This window comes from Streptomyces sp. NPDC031100 (assembly GCF_055570785.1).
Genome location: NZ_JBVIGN010000007.1, coordinates 118,778 through 136,654 on the forward strand (window position 1 = coordinate 118,778; position 17,877 = coordinate 136,654).

The 17,877-nt window shown below is 73.0% G+C and carries 13 protein-coding genes and 1 pseudogene; 10 read left to right on the top strand and 4 right to left on the bottom strand.

Going from position 1 to position 17,877, the window contains the following annotated elements; translation table 11 throughout:
• Positions 1–56 precede the first annotated feature (56 nt).
• From ACZ5DS_RS20855 to ACZ5DS_RS20865, 3 genes are read left to right on the top strand one after another with little or no spacing between them, the layout of a single operon-like run.
• Positions 57–1,226 (top strand): hypothetical protein, encoded by a 1,170-nt coding sequence (locus ACZ5DS_RS20855; protein ID WP_468240582.1) that lies wholly within the window; start codon positions 57–59, stop codon positions 1,224–1,226.
• A gap of 22 nt (positions 1,227–1,248) precedes the next feature.
• Positions 1,249–1,536, top strand: coding sequence for a YkvA family protein (locus tag ACZ5DS_RS20860; RefSeq protein ID WP_468240584.1), 288 nt, complete (start codon positions 1,249–1,251; stop codon positions 1,534–1,536).
• A 40-nt stretch (positions 1,537–1,576) separates the two neighbouring features.
• A complete protein-coding gene (locus ACZ5DS_RS20865) occupies positions 1,577–2,272 on the top strand; it encodes a 2-phosphosulfolactate phosphatase (protein ID WP_468240587.1) in 696 nt (231 codons plus the stop codon).
• A gap of 1 nt (position 2,273) precedes the next feature.
• Here ACZ5DS_RS20865 and ACZ5DS_RS20870 read toward each other — a convergent pair whose 3' ends face one another.
• Positions 2,274–3,434: a hypothetical protein gene (locus ACZ5DS_RS20870; protein ID WP_468240590.1), complete on the bottom strand. Its 1,161-nt coding sequence runs from the start codon at positions 3,432–3,434 to the stop codon at positions 2,274–2,276.
• A 237-nt stretch (positions 3,435–3,671) separates the two neighbouring features.
• On the opposite strand from ACZ5DS_RS20870, the gene ACZ5DS_RS20875 reads away from it, so the two are divergent.
• The 3 genes from ACZ5DS_RS20875 (at position 3,672) to ACZ5DS_RS20885 (ending at position 10,404) form a co-directional block, all read left to right on the top strand.
• Positions 3,672–6,191 carry a SpoIIE family protein phosphatase gene (locus ACZ5DS_RS20875; protein ID WP_468240592.1) on the top strand — a complete coding sequence of 840 codons (2,520 nt, stop codon included), beginning with the start codon at positions 3,672–3,674 and terminating at the stop codon, positions 6,189–6,191.
• Between the two features lie 83 nt (positions 6,192–6,274).
• Positions 6,275–9,010, top strand: a complete 2,736-nt coding sequence (locus ACZ5DS_RS20880; protein WP_468240595.1) for a SpoIIE family protein phosphatase — start codon at positions 6,275–6,277, stop codon at positions 9,008–9,010.
• Between the two features lie 56 nt (positions 9,011–9,066).
• On the top strand, positions 9,067–10,404 hold the full coding sequence (locus tag ACZ5DS_RS20885) for a hypothetical protein (protein ID WP_468240597.1): 1,338 nt from the start codon (positions 9,067–9,069) through the stop codon (positions 10,402–10,404).
• A gap of 24 nt (positions 10,405–10,428) precedes the next feature.
• Here the strand turns inward: ACZ5DS_RS20885 and ACZ5DS_RS20890 are convergent, their stop codons facing one another.
• Positions 10,429–12,267 (bottom strand): glycoside hydrolase family 15 protein, encoded by a 1,839-nt coding sequence (locus ACZ5DS_RS20890; protein ID WP_468240600.1) that lies wholly within the window; start codon positions 12,265–12,267, stop codon positions 10,429–10,431.
• Between the two features lie 219 nt (positions 12,268–12,486).
• Here ACZ5DS_RS20890 and ACZ5DS_RS20895 point away from each other — a divergent pair, with 219 nt between their 5' ends.
• Positions 12,487–12,693: a hypothetical protein gene (locus tag ACZ5DS_RS20895; RefSeq protein ID WP_468240602.1), complete on the top strand. Its 207-nt coding sequence runs from the start codon at positions 12,487–12,489 to the stop codon at positions 12,691–12,693.
• A gap of 255 nt (positions 12,694–12,948) precedes the next feature.
• Positions 12,949–14,100: a glutathione-independent formaldehyde dehydrogenase gene (locus ACZ5DS_RS20900; RefSeq protein ID WP_468240605.1), complete on the top strand. Its 1,152-nt coding sequence runs from the start codon at positions 12,949–12,951 to the stop codon at positions 14,098–14,100.
• Positions 14,101–14,285: 185 nt separating this feature from the next.
• Here ACZ5DS_RS20900 and ACZ5DS_RS20905 read toward each other — a convergent pair.
• Positions 14,286–14,843: pseudogene (locus ACZ5DS_RS20905) on the bottom strand (MFS transporter); the annotation flags it as partial.
• Between the two features lie 113 nt (positions 14,844–14,956).
• Here ACZ5DS_RS20905 and ACZ5DS_RS20910 point away from each other — a divergent pair.
• Positions 14,957–15,241 (top strand): hypothetical protein, encoded by a 285-nt coding sequence (locus ACZ5DS_RS20910; RefSeq protein WP_468241268.1) that lies wholly within the window; start codon positions 14,957–14,959, stop codon positions 15,239–15,241.
• Between the two features lie 86 nt (positions 15,242–15,327).
• Positions 15,328–16,587, top strand: coding sequence for a M64 family metallopeptidase (locus ACZ5DS_RS20915; protein ID WP_468240607.1), 1,260 nt, complete (start codon positions 15,328–15,330; stop codon positions 16,585–16,587).
• 95 nt (positions 16,588–16,682) lie between these two features.
• Here ACZ5DS_RS20915 and ACZ5DS_RS20920 read toward each other — a convergent pair whose 3' ends face one another.
• Positions 16,683–17,576, bottom strand: coding sequence for a S1 family peptidase (locus ACZ5DS_RS20920; RefSeq protein ID WP_468240609.1), 894 nt, complete (start codon positions 17,574–17,576; stop codon positions 16,683–16,685).
• Positions 17,577–17,877 lie beyond the last annotated feature (301 nt).

Consider the following 17,877-nt stretch of genomic DNA (forward strand, 5'->3'; position numbering starts at 1 on the left):
ATGTCACCTGGCGGGGATACTGAAGGGCACACCCGTCCCCATCAGCAGATTGGCCCATGTCGAACTCCGCCACCGACCGCGCCACGATCCCGCAGACCCTCTGGGCGGCCCGCGGCCGCCACACCGGTCCCGCCGCCGAGGACGTCGTCCGCCGCACTCTGCGCCGGCACAAGGAGAGCGGCGACATCGACGACTTCGCCGAGCCGCCCGCACCCGAGGATTCTCTAGAACGGATCTTCGAGGCGCGCTGGCGGGCAGGCGGCACGGTGACCGTGCGGGCCCGGCTCACCCTCGTCCCTCGGCAGGTGCGGCCGGAGGGGCACGAGTGGAGGCTCGTCGCGGAGGCGGAACACCCGTGGGACGAGGCCTGGCCGTCCCCGGCGACGCTGTTCTGGCCCGAGGCCGGACCGGCGGAGGGCGCCGACGGCGCCTGGGACCATCACCCGACCATCGCCGGCCTGCGGTTCCGGCAGGTGAACGCGCTGCCCGAGGACGACAAGGAGATGCGGCGCCGGCTGCGGGACGCGGCCCGCGAGGCCTGGTGCGTCCACGTCGTCGTCCATGAGGCGATGACCCCGGACGAGCGCGGGCGGCTGCCGCTGGCACAGCTGCTGCCGCCGGGGCTGCGGCACCGCGTGGTGGAGCACCGGGCCGCGCCGCAGCAGCTGCGCGCCGTCAACTGGGCGCTGAAGGTCCTCGACGTCGAGGTGCCGCGCGGCGGCGCCGTCCTGCTGCCCCCGGACCCGGCGCCGGACGGCTACGACGGCCGGGAGCACAGCGTGCGCTCCGTCTTCCTGGACGGCTCCGAGCCGGCCGAACTCGTCGCGGCCCTGCGGCACTTCGCCGCCCTGCCGCGCCCGCTGCCGCAGGGCGCCCAGGAGGCGCTGACGGACCTGCGCGAGAACTGGACCCTCATGACCCTCCAGGAGGAGCTGGAGCGCGAGCGGCGGCTCGTCGCCATGTACGCCGAGGCGCTGGAGGCCATGACGACGTCCCGGGACCTGTACCGGGACGCCGCCGAGCAGGCCCACCAGGCCCTGGCCGCCTACCGCGACACGCCCGCTCCGCCCGCCCTGCCGCGCCGGCAGCAGCAGCCCGGCACCCGGACGTCCTCTCCGCTGCAGCAGTTGACACGGACCTTCGAACGGCTGAAGTTCACCCCCAAGGGTGCGCGCCCGGACACCCCGCCCGGCGGCGACGGCCCGGACACCACGAACCCGGCGTGAGCCCTGGAGGAAAGGCGGCCGCATGGATTCCACCACCACCCTGCTGGTGATCGCCGCCGTCGTCGCGGCGCTGCTGCTCGCCGTCGCCGTCGGCCTGCTGGTGCGGCTGGTGCGCGCCCGGCGCGTCCTGCAGCGGGCCGGTCTGCCCACGGGACCCCGCTGGGTGTTCTGGGGCGCGGTCCTGTATCTGGTCCTGCCCACGGACCTGCTGCCCGACCCGGTCTACCTGGACGACATCGCCGTCCTCCTGCTCGCACTGCGCAGCCTGCGCACCGCCCGCACCCTGCCGCCCGGGTCCACGGAGTCCTGAACCTCCCCCGCGTGCGCGCAGGTTGCCGCACCATGGAGCGATGCAGCCCACGTTCACCGGGATCCCCGACCTGCCGACCGCCCCTGATGTCGCCGTGGTCGTCGATGTGATGCGCGCGTTCACCGTGGCCGCCTGGGCGTTCCGGCGCGGCGCGGAGAAGATCGTCTTCGCCGGTACGCAGGAGGAGGCCCTGGATCTGAAGGCCCGTCACCCGGGTTGGCTGGCCTTCCAGGACGGTCCGCCGGTGCCGGGCTTCGACCTGGCCAATTCACCCGCCCGGCTCCGCGCGCTCGATGTGCGGGGCCGTACGGTCGTGCAGAAGACCACCGCCGGGACGGCCGGGGCGCTGGCGGTCGCGGACGCTCGGCTGCTGCTGTGCGCGAGCTTCCTGGTGGCCGGGGCGACCGCCGAGATGCTGCGGCGCGCCCGGCCGGAAGCGGTGACCTTCGTCGTCACGGGGGACGGCGGGCGGGCCGAGGAGGACCTGGCCTGCGCCCAGTACATCGCGGCCCGTGCCGCCTCGGCCACCACCGATCCCGGGCCGTACCTGGAGCGGGCCCGGCACTCCGACGCCGCCGCCCGGCTTGCCGAAGGCGTACGGCTCGGCTGGGCGGGTGTCCACCCCGAGGACGTGCCGATGTGCCTGGAGGCGGACGCCTTCCCGTTCGCGATGACGGCCGCCCGCGCGGACGGTCACCTGGTGCTGCGCCCCGTGGGTGTGGCCACGGCGGTCTGACTCAACGGCCGTTGGCGTGGCGGGCGTTCGGCGTCCCGAGGCCGGCGAGCAGCACCGCCAGGGCCGCGAGCGCGGCCGCCGCTGCCGCCGTGCCGGCGAGCCACGGCGGGGCCAGGATCAGCCCTTGGAGGTGTTCCGGGTCCGGCAGGCCGAGCCGGATGCCGAGCGCCTGCCCCGCGGCGAGGACCCCCGTGACCAGGAGCGCCACGACGGCCGCCGCCAGCCGGGTCGGCACGGCCCGTGCGGGCAGGGCGAGGGCGGGCAGGACGCAGAGTCCCGAGGCGAGCAGGGTCGCCTGCAGCACGTCGTGCGGCAGGACGGTCCAGTAGCGCGGGGCGTGGGCGGCAGCGCAGAGGAGCGCCAGCAGGGCGGCGGCGCGGGCGAGCCACAGGGGGGCCTTGGGGGACCCGGCGTCCGGGCCGTTCTCGGCGGTCTGCCGGGGCTTCGGGGCGGCCTCGCACAGCGCCGTCGGGCCACGGCCGGCAGCGCAGGGGGCGGCCTGGTCCGGTGTCGGCGCCACGGGCGGGGGCGGCGCCGGTGCGGGTTCCAGCACGGCCGGCTCGGGCAGCGTCGCCCCGCGCCCGGCCCGGTCGTCGGCGAGGCGGGCGATCAGCTCGACGAGTTCCTCGACGGGGCGCCCGACGGCCGCCGCCTCGACCACGGCCTGCCCGCAGTGGGGCTCGACGGGAGAGCGGTGGAGCAGCTCCATCAGCCGGGTGACCTCGTCCAGGGGGCGGCACTCGGCGGCGGCGCGGATCGCCGCGTCCGCGCTGCCGGTGTCCCGGGGCGGACAGGCGAGGAGGGCGACCAGACGGGCGACATCCTCGACGGACCGGTCGACACCGACCGCGCGCAGCGCCTCCTCGGCGGTCCGGGCGTGCTCGGGCGCGCGTTCCAGCAGGGTGATGAGCCGGACGACGTCCTCCACGGGACGGTCGGCCACCGCCGTACGGACCAAGGCGCGCAGCGGGTCGCCGTGGAGGTCCTGCATGGGCAAGGGCTCCTCGCGCGGGGCCTGCGCGATCGGGGCCTCGGGGATCTTCGGCGGGGACGGCTCGGGCCAGGTGAGGTCCGGGGACAGTGCGGCGAAGCCGGTGGCGGCCGGTGCGGGCCGTATGACGCAGGCGTCGTCGGGCCGGGGGGACGAAGAACGGGTCGTCATCTGGCCTCCAGGAGAGGGGTGCGGCCGCACCGGCGCCCCCGCGTGCGGCTCGCAGCGTTACCACGTCCATAACCATGTCCATTACTAGGAGCGCCTCCGGGGTCCCGCCACCCCGGTGAGGCAGAGGTGTGAGGCGGAGCCGCAGCCCGGCCCTCTTCTCCCGCCCACGTGCGTTTCGCCACCGTCGTGGCGCATTCTTGTGTCATCCACCCGGCGGCACGGGACGAGGAAGGGCCCATGGCTGGGATCCGGGAGCAGACGGTCCGCACACGGGCCCGGCTGGCTGCGCTGCTGGTCGACGCCACGACCGGCGCGCTCGGCGCGGCCGGCGGGCGCGTGGCCGGTGTGTACCTGCGCTCCAGCACCCCCGGACTGCTGCGCCTCGCGGTGCTCGTGGGGTTGCCCGGCCAGCTGTTCCGGCCCTGGTGGCGGCTGCACCTCGGCCGCCCCTTCCCGGTGGCCGACGCCTACCGGCTCGGCGTGCAGGTGGCACTGCCGAACGCCTCGGAGACGGCGCGCCGCTATCCCCAGTTCGCGGCCGGTCTGCCCTTCCCCTTCGGGTCGGTGTACGTGCCCGTGCCGGGCATCGCCGAGCCCCTGGGCGTGCTCACGGTGCTGCGCCCCTCGACGTCGGACACCGTGGACGAACTGCTGGACCGGGAGCTGCTCGTGCGCCTGGCCGAGGGGCTGGGCGCCGAGCTGCTCGGCCTCGCCGACGGGGACGAGGCGGCGGTCGCCTGGGACGCGGAGCCGCTGTGCGTGGAGCCGCCCACCAGCCGGCCGGCCGAGGCCCGCGTGGGGCGGTTCACCTGGGATCCGACGACCTCGGCGGTGTGCGCGGACGACCGGCTGCACACGCTGCTCGGGCTGGATCCGGGCGAGTTCGAGAGCACCGGCCCGGCGCTCGCGGACGCCCTCTCCCCCGCCGACGCCCACCGGATCCTGGCCGCGCTGCACGAGACAGCCGCCGGAAAACCGCCCCCCGCGCCCCTGACCATGCGGTCGTCGGCAGGCTCCCCACGGCTGCTGGACCTGAGCCCGGCGCCGGAGCCCGGCACGGCGTCCCCGGTCTCCGGAATCGTCCTCGACCCCGGCCCCGGCGCCTCGGCGGACGGCGCGGCCGACCTGTTGCCGCAGGGGGTGTTCTGCCTGGACCGGCTCGGCCGGATCGTGTACATCAACCCGGCCGCGGCACGCATGGCCGGCCGGGAGCGGGTCTGGCTGCTCGGCCGTGCGCTGTGGGACGCGATGCCGTGGCTCGCCGGGCCGCCGTACGACGACCATCTGCGCAGCGTGCTGCTGTCACACGAACCGGTGCACGTCCACGTACGGCGACCGGCCTGCGCCCAGGCGGGGCCCGGAACGGGCGACTGGCTCGCCCTGTCGGTCCACCCCGGTGCCGACATCCTCACCTGCACGCTCGTCCCGGCCAGCCGCGTGGACGCCCCCGCGGAGCCCGCCCCCGACGCCCTCACCGTGGCCGGCCTGCACGCTCCCCGGGACGCGTCGGCCGGCGATGCCTCGCTGACGCCGCTGTACCGGCCGATCGCCCTCGCCATCGCGCTGACGGACGCGGTGACGGCCCGGCAGGTGTCGGCGGTCGTCATGCAGGAGCTGCTGCCCGCGTTCGGCGGCCGCCGCCTGGCCATCTACCTGCTCCAGGAGCGGCACCTGTACCTGGCCTGGGAGACCGGCTTCCCGCAGGGCTTCCTCGCCCCCTTCGACGGCGTCGGCCTCGACGCGCACCTGCCCGGCGTGGAGACCCTCACCACCGGCCGTCCGATCTTCTTCGAGTCGATGCAGCAGCTGGCGGCCACCTATCCGGGGATCCCGATGGACGCCGAGGAGGGGGCCCGCGCCTTCCTTCCGCTCATCGCCTCCGGGCGGCCGGTCGGCTCCTGCATCCTCGGCTTCGACCGGTCGCGCAGCTTCAGCACGGAGGAGCGTACGGTCCTCACCGCGCTCGCCGGGCTGATCGCGCACGCGATGGAGAAGGCGCAGCGCTACGACAGCGAGGCCGCGCTCGCCCGCGGCCTCCAGCAGGCCCTGCTGCCCCGGCGATTGTCCACGCATCCCCAGGTGGAGACGGCGGGCCGGTATCTGCCGGGCACCCAGGGTATGGACGTGGGCGGGGACTGGTACGACGTCGTCGAGGCCGGCGACGGGCTGGCACTGGTCATCGGCGATGTGCAGGGGCACGGGGTGCAGGCGGCGGCCACGATGGGCCAGCTGCGCAGCGCCGTGCGTGCCTTCGCGCTCGGCGACCGGCCGCCCGACGAGGTGATGAGCGGCACGAACCACCTGCTCATCGGCCTCGACCCGGGCCAGTTCGCCAGCTGCTGCTACCTCCGCCTCGACCCGGCCACGGGGCACGCCCGGGTCGCCCGGGCCGGGCATCCGCCGCCGCTGCTGCGCTGCCCCGACGGCCGTACCCGGATCCTGGACATCCCCGGCGGTGTCGTCCTCGGGGTGGATCCGCACGCCCAGTACCCGGTGGCCGAGCTGCGGTTGGAGCCGGACGCGATCCTCGCCCTGTACACCGACGGGCTCGTGGAGCGGCCCGGCGCCGACATCGACGACGGCATCACCGCGCTGCGCCTGGCGCTGGCGAAGGCGGGCGCCGTCGCCGGACGGCGCGGCGGGCGGTCCCTGGCCGGGGTCGCCGACCGGCTCACCGCCACCGCCCGGCACGCCACCGACCGCCCGGACGACGTGGCGCTGCTCCTCGCCACCCGCCGCCCCGCGCACCGCAGATGACCGGAGCACGCCGCCCAAAACTCCGGCCGTCGCCTCGGGCAACGCCCTCGCCTGACGGGGCCGGGCAGTGTAGACATGGGCTCATGGTCCGACTGCCCGGCCGGCCCGCGACGCGGCCACCCCGTCCGTTCGGGCTCCCGCGCGCGGCGCAGGGCCCGCGGCCGGACGCACGGGGGGCGCGCGGGGGCCGCCCGGGGTTCCTGCGGTCGGCGCTGACCGGGCGCAGCGTCGCCGGACAGGTGTTCGTCCTCCAAGTGGTGATCGTGCTGGTGCTGGTCGTGGCGGCCGTGGTGGCGCAGGTGCTCCAGGTGCGGCACGACAGCAGCCAGGAGGCCCGCAACCGCTCCCTCGCCGTCGCGGAGACGTTCGCCCACGCGCCCGGCACGGCGGCCGCGCTGCGCGCCCCGGACCCGACGGCCGTCCTCCAGCCGGAGGCCGAGGCCGCCCGCAAGGCGTCCGGCGTGGACTTCATCGTCGTGATGAACACCGACGGCATCCGCTATACGCACCCCAAGCCGGACCGCATCGGCAAGAAGTTCGTCGGGACCATCGGGCCGGCCCTGGCCGGGGGCACGGTCGTCGAGGAGGTCCACGGGACGATCGGCGAGCTGGTGCAGGTCGTGGTGCCGGTGAAGGACTCCGGCGGCCAGGTGGTGGGCCTGGTGTCGGCCGGGATCACCACCGCGCACGTGGGCGGGGCCGCCGAGCAGCAACTGCCCCTGCTGCTCGCGGCGGCCGCCGCCGCGCTCGCGCTGGCCACCGCGGGCACGGCCCTGGTCAGCAGACGGCTGCTGCGGCAGACGCACGGGCTCGGCCCGTCCGAGATGACGCGGATGTACGAGCACCACGACGCGGTGCTGCACGCCGTCCGCGAGGGCGTGCTCATCGTCGGCGGCGACGGCCGGCTGCTGCTCGCCAACGACGAGGCCCAGCGACTGCTGGACCTGCCCGAGGACGCCGAGCAGCGGCATGTCCTGGAGCTGGGTCTGGACGACGAGACGGCCGGGCTGCTCGCCTCCGGGCGGGTCGCCACGGACGAGGTGCATCTGGTCAAGGACCGGCTGCTGGCCGTCAACCAGCGCCCCACCGACCTGCGCGGCGGCCCGCCCGGCAGCGTCACCACGCTGCGCGACTCCACCGAGCTGCGCGCCCTCTCCGGCCGCGCCGAGGTGGCACGCGAGCGGCTGAACATGCTGTACGACGCCGGGGTGGGCATCGGCACCAGCCTGGACGTGTCCCGCACGGCGGATGAGCTGGCCCGGCTGACCGTGCCCCGGTTCGCGGACTTCGTCACGGTGGACCTGTTCGACGCCGTGCTGCGCGGAGAGGAGCCGAGGCCCGGGACCGCACTGCGCCGGGCGGCGTGCAGCGGCATCCGCACGGACGCCCCGCTGTATCCGGTGGGCGAGCACATCCGGTTCGTGGCGACCTCGCCGCAGGCCCGGAGCCTGACGACCGGGCAGTCCGTCGTCGAGCCCGTGCTGCGCGAGGCGCCGGGCTGGATGGCGCAGGATCTGGAGCGCACCGAGCAGGTCGTGGCGTACGGCGTCCACTCGCTGATCACCGTGCCGCTGCGGGCCGGCAGTCTGGTCCTCGGCCTGGCCACCTTCTGGCGCTCGGAGAAGCCGCAGCCGTTCGACGCCGAGGAGCTGGCCCTCGCCGAGGAACTGGTCGCGCGGGCCGCCGTGTCCATCGACAACGCCCGCCGCTACACCCGTGAGCACAGCATGGCGGTGACGCTCCAGCGCAGCCTGCTGCCGCGCTCCCTGCCCGAGCAGGGCGCCCTGGACATCGCCTACCGCTATCTGCCGGCGCAGGCGGGGGTGGGCGGCGACTGGTTCGACGTGCTGCCGCTGTCCGGTGCCCGGGTGGCCATGGTCGTGGGCGATGTGGTGGGGCACGGGCTGCACGCGGCGGCGACGATGGGCCGGCTGCGCACGGCGGTGCACAATTTCTCCGCGCTCGATCTGCCGCCCGACGAACTCCTCGGCCTGCTGGACGAGTTGGTGAGCCGCATCGACCAGGACGAAACCCAGGACGACGGCGCCGCGGTCACCGGCGCGACCTGTCTGTACGCGGTGTACGACCCGGTGTCCCGGCGGTGCACGATCGCCCGGGCCGGCCATCCGCCGCCCGCGCTGGTGCATCCGGACGGGAGCGTGGAGTTCACGGACGTGCCCGCCGGTCCCCCGCTGGGCGTCGGCGGGCTGCCGTTCGAGACGGCCGATCTGGAACTGGCGGAGGGCAGCCGGCTGGTGCTCTACACCGACGGTCTGGTGGAGGACCGGGACCGGGACATCGACGCCGGCCTGGAGATGCTGCGCGACGCCCTCGGCCGCACGCCCGGCGCCTCGCCCGAGGACACCTGCCGCACGGTGCTGGACCGCCTGCCGAACCGGCCCAGCGACGACGTCGCGCTGATCGTGGCCCGCACCCGCGTCCTGGGCGCCGACCGGGTCGCCGAGTGGCAGGTGCCGTCCGATCCGGCGGCCGTCTCGGAGGTACGGTCCTCGGTCACCCGGAAGCTGGCCGAATGGGGCCTGGACGAGGCGGCGTTCACGACGGAGCTGATCCTGAGCGAGCTGGTCACCAACGCGATCCGCTACGGGCGCGGCCCGATCGGCGTACGGCTGCTGCGCGAGCGGACGCTGATCTGCGAGGTCTCCGACCGCAGTACGACCTCGCCGCATCTGCGGTACGCGGCGACCACCGACGAGGGCGGCCGGGGCCTGTTCCTGGTCGCCCAGCTCGCGGACCGCTGGGGCACCCGCTACACGTCCGACGGCAAGATCATCTGGGCGGAGCAGCCACTGCCCTGAGCGCCCGCACGGAAATGTGTTGAGGACCCATCAGGCGCCCTGTGAGGATCTCCGTCATGTTCTCGCGCAGGAATCGCCGACCGAAGTCCCCCGAACTCCTCACGGCCTGGGAAGCCCTGGATTCCGGCGATGTCCCCGGAGCGCTGCGGCAGTTGCGGGCGGCCGGGGAGGACCAGCCGCTCGGCGAGGTGGCGCTGGTGGTGGGGCGGGCCGCCGCGTCGGCGGGCTTCGACGACCTCGCCCGGGCGGCGACCGCGCTCGCCGCGGACCCCGGCCGGCCGCGCGCGCTCTTCGACTTCGGGTACGCGTGCATCGAGCGCGGGGCCTCGTATCTGGCGATCCCCGCCCTGCGGGAGACCCTGCGGCGCAGTCCGGGCGCGCATGCGGTGCTGCGCGAGCTGGTGTCGGCGTACGAGGACGAGGGCCGCCACCGCGAGGCGATGGCCGAACTGACCGGGTTCGAGGGCGGGTTGGAGGACTGGCCGGACCGCTATCTGCTGGTGTTCAACGCGATCATGGCGGGCGATCTGGCCGTGGCCCGGCGCGAGCACGCGCTGCTGTCCGACCCGGAGGACGCCCGGTGGCAGCCCGCCCGCGACCGGCAGAGCCGCATGCTCGCGCGTGCGGTGGACACCGAGCGGGCGGGCGGACTGGATGCGACCGATCTGCGCGGCTGGCAGTACGTGATCGGCGGCACGGTCCTCGGCACGCTCTCCCCGTTCGGCTTCGAGGCGGGGATGACCGGCCGGTACGCCTGGCTGCAGGACGGCCCGCAGCTGTGCCTGCGGGGCCTGCTGCGGCTGCGGACGCTGCTGGCGGCGGCCGAGGTGCGGCCGCGGTCGGTGTCCCTGCTGCCCGACCGCGACTCACGGATTCTGGGCCTGGCCGCGGCCGAGGTGCTGGACCTGCCGGCCAGGCCGTTCGCACCCGGCCGCGAGGACACCGTCGTCGTGGCGTACGACCTGAACGGCCTGGCGGCCCACGAGGACGGCCCGGAGGTCCTCGGACAGCTCCTCGAGCGCGTGCCCGGGCAGGTGCTGCACGAGCACGCGAGCTGCTGGACGGACGCGCCCGCGGTCACCGCGGACAGCGTCGGCCTGCTGCACCAGTCGGTGGTGGCGCCCTGGGCCGGGCAGCTGCGCCAGGGCGCGGACGGCGGGGTCGAGGAGGGTCCGGCGGACGACCGTCCGGAGGCGGAGATCGCCGCCGGTGTCGCCGCCGGGATCACGCATGCGAGCCTGGCCACCGACGACAGCGACGGCGACGGCGAGGGCTCGGCGGATCCCGACGAGGCGTTCGCCGCGTTCGCCTCGGCCGTGCGGGGCACCTGGCTGAACGGCGAGCGCGCCCGGCTCTCGTCCGCCGGGCCGGTCCCCAGCTCCCGGTTCGCCTGAACGAGGAGCCGCGGGGCCGGGGTCTCAGCCGAGGGCCCGGTCCAGGTTGAACGCGGCGCTGATCAGGGACAGGTGGGTGAACGCCTGCGGGAAGTTGCCCTGTTGCTCGCCGGTGCGGCCGATCTCCTCGGCGTACAGGCCGAGATGGTTGGCGTAGGTGAGCATCTTCTCGAAGGCCAGCCGGGCCTCGTCGACCCGGCCGGCCCGGACCAGCGCCTCCACGTACCAGAAGGAGCAGATGGAGAAGGTGCCCTCGTCGCCGCGCAGCCCGTCGGGGCTGGCCTGCGGGTCGTAGCGGTAGACCAGGGAGTCGGAGACCAGGTCCTCGGTGAGGGCGTCCAGGGTGGACAGCCACTTCGGGTCGGTGGGCGCGATGAACTTCGCCAGCGGCATCATCAGCACCGAGGCGTCGAGGACGTCGGCGTCCTCGTACTGCACGAAGGCGCCCCGGCGCTCCGACCAGCCGTGGTCCATGATCCTCCGGTAGATGGTGTCCCGGGCCTGGCGCCAGCGGCGATGGTCGGCGGGCAGCCCCCGGTGGGTGGCGAGGCGGATGGCCCGCTCGATCGCCACCCAGCACATCAGCCGCGAGTACAGGAAGTTCTTGCGGCCGCCGCGCGTCTCCCACACGCCCTCGTCGGGCTGGTCCCAGTGGTCGCACACCCAGTCGACCAACTGGCACAGATCGTCCCACTGCCCGCTGGAGATGGGCTGCGCCCACTTGTCGTAGAGGTAGATGGAGTCGATCAGGGCGCCGTAGATGTCCAGCTGGAGCTGGTCGGCGGCGGCGTTGCCGACCCGGACCGGCGCGGAGCCCAGGTACCCCTCCAGGTGGCGCAGCTCGCGTTCCGGCAGGTCGGCGCGGCCGTCGATGCCGTACATGATCTGCAGCGGTCCGGAGGCGGCGCCGTCGCCGGGGCTGATGTGCGTGGTCAGGAACTTCATGAAGGCCGCGGCCTCGCCGCTGAAGCCGAGCCGGAGCAGTGCGTAGACCGCGAAGGCGGCGTCGCGGACCCACACATAGCGGTAGTCCCAGTTGCGCTCGCCGCCGAGCTGCTCGGGCAGGCTGGTGGTGGGCGCGGCGACGATGGCGCCGGTGGGGGCGTAGGTGAGCAGCTTCAGGGTCAGCGCCGAGCGGTGCACCATCTCGCGCCAGCGGCCGCGGTAGCGGGACTGGTGCAGCCAGCTCCGCCAGTAGGCGACGGTGGCGTTGAACTCGTGCTCCGCCTCCGCGTGGGCGCAGCCGCGGGGCATGACCTCTTCGCCGAGCTGGTCGAGGGCGAACACCGCCGTCTCGCCCTCGATCAGTTTGAAGTCGGCCCATGCGTCGCGGCCGTCGCACTCCACCGCCACGGTGGAGGTGAGCGCCAGAGACCGCTCCGGGGACTCGAAGAAGACCATGCCGTCGACGTCGCGCAGGATGTGCGGGTCGGCGCCGTAGTTGAAGCGCGGGGCGATCAGGGCCCGGAACGGCACAGTGCCGCGGACACACACCACGCGCCGGATCAGCCGGTGCCGGCGCACCTCGTGCGACTCGTCGCAGCAGACGGGCATGAAATCCTGCACCTCGCCGACGCCTTCCTCGGTGAAGAAGCGGGTGATCAGCACGTTCGTATCGGGGAAGTAGAACTGCTTGGTGCGTGCCGGTACGGCGGCCGCCAGCTCGAATCGGCCACCCCGCTCGGCGTCGAGGATCGCCGCGAAGACGCTCGGGGAGTCGAAGGAGGGGCAGCAGTACCAGTCGATCGTGCCGTTGGTGCCGACCAGGGCGACACTGCGCAGGTCGCCGATGAGGCCGTGCTCGGCGATCGGCAGGTAGCGGGGGCTCCCGGACACGTCCTGCTGGAAGGGCATCTCGGCCATCGCTCAGGCCTCCCCAGTGCGGTGTGCTGCTGTTTTCCAGGTTAGAGGCGGTTTTCCAGCTTACGGGCGAGTGCGTCGCCGCGGCATGGGCAGACGCTCGGTACCCGGCCCTGCGGCGCCTTCCGGATGCAGGGTGCGCCGAGGCGGGCAATGGTGAGAGTGTGCCCCGTTCGGCGGCACCGGCACGGATGCGGTCATCCGGACCGAGGAGGAGGCATCATGTCGACATCCACACCCGAAGAGTCCCGGTCGTCCGACGACCACTGCACCCCGGACGCCCTGCTCCACTCCGCTCCGTCGAGGAACGTCACCCCGGAGGACCTGGTGATGGCGACGGGCAGGGACGTCACTCCGGCGACCCTCGACTGGGCGCGCCGCAAGCTGGAGACCGAGGGCCAGAAGGCCATCGAGAGGCTGCTGCCCTAGGGCGGTCCGGGGAGCGCCGAGACACCAACGGGGAGACGCCGGGCCAGGCGCGTGTGGGGCGTGCCCGCCCGGCGTCCGGTCCTGCCCGCGCGGGGTTGCGGCCCCTTTCGTGCGGGCGTTCCCTGGAAGTACCGGCGGTGAAGCGAGCGCATGGGGGCCACGGCACAGGCCGAGGTCCCGCGTTCTTGTGTGCGACCCCCGGAAGCGGCTCCGCCTCGCCGCCGTCGTCCAGCGCTCGACGCGGAGGTGATCCAGGTGAAAGCCGTCGTCTACGAGAAGCCTTTCAGCGTGACGGTGAGGGACGTCGACGACCCGAAGATCCAGCATCCGAACGATGTCCTGGTACGGGTCACGTCGACCGCGATATGCGGCTCCGACCTGCACATGTACGAGGGCCGCACGGCGGCCGAGGCGGGCATCGTGTTCGGGCACGAGAACCTCGGCATCGTCGAGGAGGTCGGCGCCGGTGTCACCTCCCTGTCCAAGGGAGACCGCGTCGTCATGCCGTTCAATGTCGCATGCGGATTCTGCAAGAACTGCCTGGCCGGGAAGACCGGCTTCTGTCTGACGGTCAACCCGGGCTTCGCCGGCGGAGCCTACGGCTATGTGGCCATGGGCCCGTACAAGGGCGGCCAGGCCGAGCTGCTGCGGGTGCCGTTCGCCGACTTCAACTGTCTGAAGCTGCCGGCGGGCAACGAATTCGAGACCGACTTCGTGCTGCTCGCCGACATCTTCCCGACCGGATACCACGGATGCGAACTCGCCCAGGTCTCCCCCGGCGAGAGCGTGGCCGTCTTCGGCGCCGGACCTGTGGGTCTGATGGCCGCCTACTCCGCGCTGCTGCGCGGTGCGTCGAAGGTGTTCTCCGTGGACCGGGTGCCCGAGCGGCTCGCCAAGGCGGCGGAGATCGGGGCGATCCCCATCGACTTCACCAAGGGCGACCCGGCCGAGCAGATCAAGGAACAGACGAACGGAGAAGGAACCGACAAGGGCGTCGACGCCGTCGGGTACCAGGCCCAGGCACACGACGCCAGCCATGAGGAACCCGCCATCGTCCTCAACGAGCTCGTCATGACGGTACGCCCCACCGGCATGCTCGGCGTGCCGGGGCTGTACGTGCCCGCCGACCCCGGCGGCCCCGACGAGAACGCCAAGCACGGCCAGCTGCTGGTCTCCATCGGCAAGATGTTCGAGAAGGGCCAGCAGATGGGCACCGGCCAGTGCAACGTCAAGCGGTACAACCGCCAGCTGCGCGACCTGATCATCGCCGGGCGGGCCAAGCCCAGCTTCGTGGTCTCCCACGAGCTGCCGCTGGAGGAGGCGCCGCTGGCCTACGAGAAGTTCGACAAGCGGATCGAGGGCTACACCAAGGTGGTACTCCACCCCGGTCACGCGCTGGCCGCGTGAGGTACGGGTCCGGGCGCGCACGGGCGCCCGGACCTCTTGGCCCGCTGCCGTCGTGCTCGCGCACCGACGGCGCGGGCCTGCTGCATGACGCCTGGTGACCGACAGACTCCGGAACGTGCCCTCCTTCGCATGCTCGGCGCTGACTACGACCGCTGAGGGAGTTGTGTCGGCTCTTCGCGGCGACAGAGGAGCGCGGGAACCGTCACCACCGAGGTGCCGTGCAGTGCAGGCACGAACAGGAACACGCCGTCGCCGAGTGCTGCCGCGGACACGAGCATGGCGCCGAAAGCGGAGGCCCTCATGGATCCGCCCCCAGACCCGAGGAGGACGTTCCGAGCGTTCCGGGATGGATTCGCGGCGACCGATCCGTCGGATCGACAGGAACGACAGCGCGAAAAACACTGCGCGGGAGGCGGCGGCGATCGGGGCCGACAGCACAGACACCAACGCACCGCCGAGGGCGGGACCGCCGATCTGCGCAGCGGACCGACTGCCCTTGAGCGCGCTGTTGCCCCGCACCAACTGATCGCGCTTCACCAGCCCTATCAACGACGCCTGGTATGGCACGTCGTAGAACACGGCCGCCACCTGTCCACCCACGCGCCGGCGAAGAGCGACAGCAGCAGGACCGGCGCCTGCCCCACCGCGCGCAGGGCGCCCAACTGGCCGGCACCGGCGTTGAGCGGCACGCCGATCGTCGTCCAGGTCTGCGCGGTGAAGGGCGAGAAGGAGCAGTGCGGCACGGTTTTCGGCCTGTCGTAACCACTTCGCCTCGCCGAACCGAGGTGATGCAGTCGGGTCAGCCAGTGCTGTTGCAGAAGCCACCCCCACCCGCCGTGGCTCCTCCCCCGACGCGATCGCCGCGTTCCTGCGGCCGCGCCCCATCCGGGAGCTGCCCGGCGTGGGGGCGAAGGCCGCCGCCGTGCCGGCCGAGTACGGCACCATCCGCTACGCCGACGCCGACGCCCTGGCACCTCACTTCCCCTATCAGCAGGCGTACGTGCCGACCAGCAGGCTGCACGACGGTAGTAGGGGCCGTGGCTGGTCCGATGTCGTATCCAGACAGTCCGTCAACTCTGCGTCCTTCCTTGCCGGTTGCGGTCCGAACCCCTACATTAAGCGCGACATTAAGTGTACTTAACTGAATAATTAAGCGAGGTTGTCGTGCCGCACTGCGCAAGACCGCGTATGCGCTGGATCACCGCTGCCGGGGCTGTCCTTGCCGCCATGGCCGCGCTGGTCGGCGGAGTGAACTCAGGGCCGGCCGTGGCGGCCGTCCCCCCGGTCCGCCATCAGCACGTCGAGTACTTCCCCGGACCCCGGAGCGAGCCCCGCCAGGTGACCGTCCCGGCGGGCGCCCCCGGCCGGATCGGCCGCCACATGCCGACCCCGGCCGCCACCACCCCGGCGGTGAAGGCACTCCAGCGCACCGGACCGGTGTCCGGGCGGCTCGACCTGGTGGTGATGGGCGACGGCTACACCGCCGACGAACAGCGAGAGTTCGCCGCCGACGCCGAGCAGAAGCTGGACGCGATCTTCACTGTCGAGCCGTACCGGAGCTACCGCGGCCTGTTCAACATCTGGTTGGTCGACACCGTCTCCAACGAGTCCGGCGTCTCCGGCGACCCGAGCGCCGATGTCGTGAAGGACACCGCGCTGCACTCGTCCTTCTTCTGCGACGGCATCGAGCGCCTGCTGTGCGTCGACACCGATCAGGTCGCGCACTACGCCGACCTGGCCCCGGACGCCGACATCGTCTTCGTCGTGGCCAACTCCGCCAAGTACGGCGGCGCGGGCTACTCCGCCGCCGACCTGCCGTCGGGCTCGACCTTCGGCGGGGTGGCGACGATGTCGTCCGACAACGACAGGTCGTACCTCATAGGCGCCCACGAACTGGGCCACTCCATAGGCAAGTTGGCCGACGAGTACCAGTACCCGGGCTCGGGCACCTACCCCTCGGCCGAGGAACCGGCCGCCGCCAACCTCACCCTCCGCCGCGACCTGGGCACGACGAAGTGGTACCGCTGGCTCGGGGTCCAGGACCCGTCCGGTTCAGTCGTGGGCGCGTACGAAGGCGGGGGATACTACGATGCAGGCGTCTACCGTCCGACCGAGACGTCCATCATGCGCTCCCTGGCCTCGACCGAGTTCAACGTCGTCGGCCGTGAGGCGATGATCGCCGGCTTCTACGCCGACGCGGACGCGATGACCAGCTCCCTCCCCACATCCCGGCCCATCGGGGAGGGACGCCGGATCACGGTACGGCTCGCGTCGCTGACCGGGCTCGCCGATCTCGAGCTGACCTGGTACGTCGACGGCCGGCAGGTCCCGTCAGCGACGGGCGATCCGTCGGTGACGCCACGTGAACTGGGCGTTCGAGGCCACGGACACGAGGTTACGGCGACCGTCACCGACCACACGGCGGCCCTGCGGGATCCCGCGGTCCGAGCACAGGCGACCACCTCACTGACGTGGACGGTGCGGTGACACAGTGATCGGAGACGGGGCGTGCGTGTGGCCCCCGGCTCCAGCGGATGCCCTGTTCACCCGAGCACTCGGGAACAGGGCATCCTTTCACCGGATCAGCGGCCGAGCAGTTGCTTCACCTTCCTGCCCGCCGCGGACTCGCCCAGCGTGTCCCACAGCTTGGCCGAACCGGTGTACGTGTACACGCCCGGAGCCCCCTGAGCGGCGCAGCCGTCGCCGTACGACACGATGCCCACCTGGTAGACCCCGCGGCGGCCCGGAAGCTTCCGGAACATCGGTCCGCCGCTGTCACCCTGGCAGGAGTCCTTGCCCTCGACGCCCGCGCAGACGTTGACCTTCTTGTCGTAGCTCGAGTAGGACGCCTTGCACTCGATGTGCGACACGATCGGGACGTCCACCGCTCGCAGCCGGTCCGGATAGTTCGGCACTTCCGTGTCGGTGTTGCCCCAGCCGATGACCGTGGCCTTGGCGCCCGGGCGGATGAGTGCGTCCGTGCCCGCGGTCGGCAGGTTGACCGGCGCGGTACCGCTGACGGGCTTGTCCAGCATCAGGAACGCGATGTCGTACGCCTCCTGGCCCCGGGCGTAGCGGGGGTGGACGACGATGTCGGTGACATTGCGCAGGTGGCCCTGGTTCTTCTTGGACAGCACGGTGCGGCCGACGACCGTTTCGAGCTGCTTGGGCTGCTCTCCGACGACGCAGTGCGCGGCCGTCATGACGACGTACGGGTCCAGCAGGCTGCCGCCGCAGAACTGCCGGTCGTGCGGGTTGCCCCGGCCCTTGGTCAGCAGCGCCGCCATGAACGGATAGGAGCCGACGGGCTTCTCGGTGCCGCCGATGATGGGACTGCTCGGGCGGGCGGGGTGCGTCGGTGTCGCCGCGTCGGCCGTCCCGGTGGACGCACCGACGACTCCGAGCACCGCGCCGGCAGCGATCGCCACGGAGGCGATCCGCCGGGGCGCGGTTCTGTGGGCGGTGGAAAGACGCATGGGGGGTGTCTCCAATCTCCGAGGGGCCACCACGACGGACACCCGAGGCGCTCAACCGGGCCGAGCGACGCGGGACTCACCCATCGGCGGTGGCATGCCGCCCTGTGAGATGGGATCTTGCACAGGGAGGTTCCCGACTGCTGACCAGCAGGGGCAACGCCCACGCTGCTCGGATACAGGTCGATGCCACCACTGACGCGCAGCGCCGCGAAGGTATGCCCCGTCGGCCGGAACCTCCCGGGGCGAGGCCGCATCTACCTGCACTGAGCAGTTGATCAGCGTGCAGTTGTCTACTGCGGTG

Excerpts from the sequence above, each read along its gene's own strand:
- ACZ5DS_RS20855 (WP_468240582.1), top strand. The coding sequence starts at position 57 with ATGTCGAACTCCGCCACCGACCGCGCCACGATCCCGCAGACCCTCTGG.
- ACZ5DS_RS20860 (WP_468240584.1), top strand. The coding sequence starts at position 1,249 with ATGGATTCCACCACCACCCTGCTGGTGATCGCCGCCGTCGTCGCGGCG.
- ACZ5DS_RS20865 (WP_468240587.1), top strand. The coding sequence starts at position 1,577 with ATGCAGCCCACGTTCACCGGGATCCCCGACCTGCCGACCGCCCCTGAT.
- ACZ5DS_RS20870 (WP_468240590.1), bottom strand. The coding sequence starts at position 3,434 with ATGACGACCCGTTCTTCGTCCCCCCGGCCCGACGACGCCTGCGTCATA.
- ACZ5DS_RS20875 (WP_468240592.1), top strand. The coding sequence starts at position 3,672 with ATGGCTGGGATCCGGGAGCAGACGGTCCGCACACGGGCCCGGCTGGCT.
- ACZ5DS_RS20880 (WP_468240595.1), top strand. The coding sequence starts at position 6,275 with ATGGTCCGACTGCCCGGCCGGCCCGCGACGCGGCCACCCCGTCCGTTC.
- ACZ5DS_RS20885 (WP_468240597.1), top strand. The coding sequence starts at position 9,067 with ATGTTCTCGCGCAGGAATCGCCGACCGAAGTCCCCCGAACTCCTCACG.
- ACZ5DS_RS20890 (WP_468240600.1), bottom strand. The coding sequence starts at position 12,267 with ATGGCCGAGATGCCCTTCCAGCAGGACGTGTCCGGGAGCCCCCGCTAC.
- ACZ5DS_RS20895 (WP_468240602.1), top strand. The coding sequence starts at position 12,487 with ATGTCGACATCCACACCCGAAGAGTCCCGGTCGTCCGACGACCACTGC.
- ACZ5DS_RS20915 (WP_468240607.1), top strand. The coding sequence starts at position 15,328 with ATGGCCGCGCTGGTCGGCGGAGTGAACTCAGGGCCGGCCGTGGCGGCC.
- ACZ5DS_RS20920 (WP_468240609.1), bottom strand. The coding sequence starts at position 17,576 with ATGCGTCTTTCCACCGCCCACAGAACCGCGCCCCGGCGGATCGCCTCC.